This is a genomic window from Acidovorax sp. Q11, from assembly GCF_054950075.1.
Genome location: NZ_JBUDZG010000065.1, coordinates 1 through 3,824 on the forward strand (window position 1 = coordinate 1; position 3,824 = coordinate 3,824).

General features: G+C 67.9%; 1 protein-coding gene. It reads left to right on the forward strand.

Annotated features, from left to right (window positions below; genetic code table 11):
* A partial coding sequence (locus ACYZGB_RS22650) for a DUF5585 domain-containing protein (protein WP_462391231.1) occupies window positions 1-3,792 on the forward strand: 3,792 nt, incomplete at its 5' end.
* Window positions 3,793-3,824 lie beyond the last annotated feature (32 nt).

Below are 3,824 nucleotides of genomic sequence, written 5' to 3' on the forward strand. Positions count from 1 at the left end.
TACAGCATCACGAACATCAACGACGACCTGAGCGTGCCGCGCAACCCCGTGCCCAGCTGGAAGAGCCACAACACCTTCCGCCTGAACCGCCGCATGGACGCTGACCCCCGGGCCATCGCAGACATCACCGCCAGCTATGTGCGCGTGGTGGACATGGGCGCGCAGCCCGGCTCGCGCATCATCGTGCGAGTGGGCAACGCGGGCTCCTACAAGGTGCCTGCGGGCACCCCCGTGGCGGTCTACAACACCAACCCGGCCCTGGGCCAGCCAGCGGCAGCGGCCCTGGTGGCACGCGGCACCACGCAGACCGTGCTGGACAGCGGCGCCTATGAAGACCTGGCCCTGGCTCCCGCACTGCCGCTGAGCCAGCTCAGCGCGCAAGGCACCGTCTGGATCGTGGTGGACGACGACGGCAGCGGCAAACACAGCCTGCCTGACTACGACCGAGGCAACAACGTGGCGACGGCCGACCTGGGCGCGATCGCCAGCAGCCTGCAGATCGCAGTGGCCACCGACAAGCCCGCCTATGCAGAAACCGACACTGCCAGCTTCACGGCCACGGTGCGCAACACCGGCAGCTTCACCCGCGATGCACTGGTGCGCTTCACCGTTGAAGACGCAGCAGGCAATGCAGCAGACATCCTGCCCCTGGGCGCGGCCATCCGCATCCAGCCGGGCACCAACGGCCAGGCGCAAGCACCCTGGAGTGCTGCCGCCGTCCTGGCCGGGGGTTACCAGGTTCGCGCTGAGCTGATCACGCCGCAAGGCGTGGTCTATGGCAGCGCCATCGCTCCCTTTGTGGTGCAAGCCGGTACGGGAACAGGCTCCTCCAGCCTCAACAGCACCCGTATCAGCACCGACCGCAGCCAATACAGCACCGCCAACACCGTGCTGATCCAGTCGCGCATGGCCAACCTGAGCACCAACCAGCTGCAGGAGAACCTCGTGCTGACCACCACGGTGATCGCACCCAATGGCCAAGCCGCCTTCAGCCGCGCTGAAGCCATTGCCCAGGCCACCCCCCGCAGCCAGCGCCAATACGCCTACAGCCTGCCTGCAGCCTCTCTGGTGCCAGGCCTGTACCAGGCCAAGCTGCAGCTCACGGGCCCTTCAGGTGCTGTGCTCTCGGCCAGCACCAGCAGCTTCTCTGTGGGTGACACCCAGCAGACCGGCGTTGGCCTCACAGGCCAGTTGCAGGCCACCCCCTCCACCGTTGCCATTGGAAGCGTGACCCAGCTGCAGCTGAGCCTTGCCAACAACGGCAATGCCGCCATCACTGGCGCCACGGTGCGGGTGCGTGTCCTGAACCCCGACACCGGGGCCGTGCTGGCCACCTTCACCCAGGCCAACGTGCAACTGCCCGTCAGCGCCTCGGTGCCCTACACCTGGGACTGGACCGCCGCCGGAACGGCAGGCGCCGTGCTGCCCGTGGCCGCCACCATTGCCCTCTCTGGTGGCACCACAGAAACCCCCATTGCGCAAACCACCGTGCAACTCACGGCGGGCGCCGCGTTGCGCCCGCTGACCGGCACCTTGGCGGCATCGCCCAAGAACGTCCCCAGCGGCGCCGCCGTTCAGCTGAGCTACAGCGCGAGCAACCCCAACACCCGCAGCGTGGATGCGCAGTTCACCCTGAGCATCCGCGCAGCCGGGGGCAGCACCGTGCTGGAGCAGTGGTCCTACCCACAAACGCTCTCCGCCGGAGGCAACTTCCTGGGCAGCCAGGGCTGGACCCCGAGCGGCAGCGCAGGCACCAGCTACGAAGCCACCTGGGCAGCCACCGTGGGCGGCACCACCACCACCTTGGCCACCGACAGCTTCACCACTGCGGCCCCAAGTGCCAACGTCCAGGCACAGATCAGCAACGGCTCCGATGCCCGCATCCTCGTGCTGGTCAGCTGCAATGCGGCCGACGACGGGCAGGCGCAAAGCCCGTCCTGCGACGAGAGCAAAGCCCAGGCGCTGCGCACCTACCTGACCGAGCAAGGACTGCGCACCCGGGTCGTGACCAGCCGTGCCGAGTTCGAGACCGAGATGCGCTGCGGCAACTACAACATCTACTGGGTCAGCGGTGGCTCGGGCAAGCTCAGCGACACCGCCGTGAAGGAATTGCGCGAAGCCGCCGAACGCGGTGCAGGCCTGGTCCTGGACGGCATGCCCGCCAGCCGTGACAGCATCCTGCACAGCGTGCTGGGCGTGAGCGCACAAGGCAGCAGCGGACAAGCGAACCCCGTGGCCAGCCTGGCCGGAACGGTCTTCTCCAACATCGGCGGCCTGCCGACGCTGGGCACCCCCGTGCGCTACAGCGTTCAGGGCGCTGCCGTGCAAGGCAACCTGACCGGTGGCAGCGTGGCTGTCGCCAGCCGCGAGCTGGGCAAGGGCCGGGGGCTGGCATTCGCCTTCAACCTGGCCACCCTGCTGGCCCAACCCCAGGCCGGTGCTGACAGCCAGCTCGCAGCCGTGCTGCGCTCCAGCCTGCGCTACCTGAGCGTGCCCGCGTTCAATACCCAGGCCCAGGATGCCCCGCAGACGCTGGCAACCGACCTGCTCAACAACGGCTCCGAGGCCATCAACGTGCGCCTGCAAGCGCTGGTGCCCAGCGGCGTGGTGTTCCTGAACGCAGCGCCCGTGCCCACGCCCGCAGCGCCCGTGCCGCAGGGCAATGGACAGACAGCGGTGGACTGGGAGCTGAACCTGCAGCCAGGGGCATCGGCCACCGTGGTCCTGCTGGTGAGCGCACCCACCGAGGGCAGCTACAGCGTGCCGCTTCGGATAGAAACCCGCCGCCAGGCCGCAGGCTCCAGCGCGCCAGCGGCTGTGCAGACCCTCACCCACAGCGTGACCGTGCGCAACGCCCCCAACCTTGCCAGCGACGCCAGCCAGGCCCTGGCAGCGCTGCTGCCCTCAGGCTCTGCAGACACCAATGCCACCAACACCGCCCGTGCAGCGGCCTCCAACGCCGCGCAGCTCGTGGGCCAGGGCCGCCATGCAGAAAGCCTGGTGCAATGGGTGGCCGCCGCCGATGCCGTGCGCAGCCTGAGCACAGGGGGCAGCGCCAGCACCGTGGCTGCCCGCCTGGCAATCGCCCAGGCACTGCAAGCGGCAGAGCGCCAACTGTGCAGGCAATGGGCCTGCATCACGGGTGAGCTGGACTTCAAGGTCAACAACCAGCCCAGCCGCCAGGTGCCTTTGCAGGACAACATCGTGGGCAGCCGCACGGTGTTCAACAACTGCCCGGCGCAGATCAAGGACATTCCGGTGACTTCGCTGTGGGTGAACCGCCGCACAGGCGCCAGCGTGCAGAACCTGTGGGACAACCTCACCATTCCTGGCTACCAGGACAACCGCCGCGACAACGGCTGGCAGGCCCTGGGGCAAAACGGCGACACCATCGACGTCACCCTCACTGCCGAGTGGCAAGGCCAAGTCCTGCACCTGGACCGCGATGCCTTCCGCATCATCGTCAACCCGCCGATCCTGAGCGGCAGCGTCACAGCCAACCCAAGCCGCGCCAAGGCGGGCGCCAACGTGAACCTCAGCCGCACCATCCGCAACACGGGGGCCATGGGCAAGGACATCCCGGTGCAACTGCGCGCCATCAACACCACACGTGGCACCACTCAGCAGATCTGGAGCCAGTCGCTCACGCTCAACCCGGGCGAGACCAACAACGGCAACACCAACTGGCAGGTGCAAGGCAGCGCTGGTGACCTGATCCGCGTGCAGCTGATTGCCACGCCTGGCGCTGCCGAGCAGATCCTGGGGAGTGTGGACTTCACTGTGGACCCGTAGGCAACACCACAACCTGCCAACGCAACGGAACC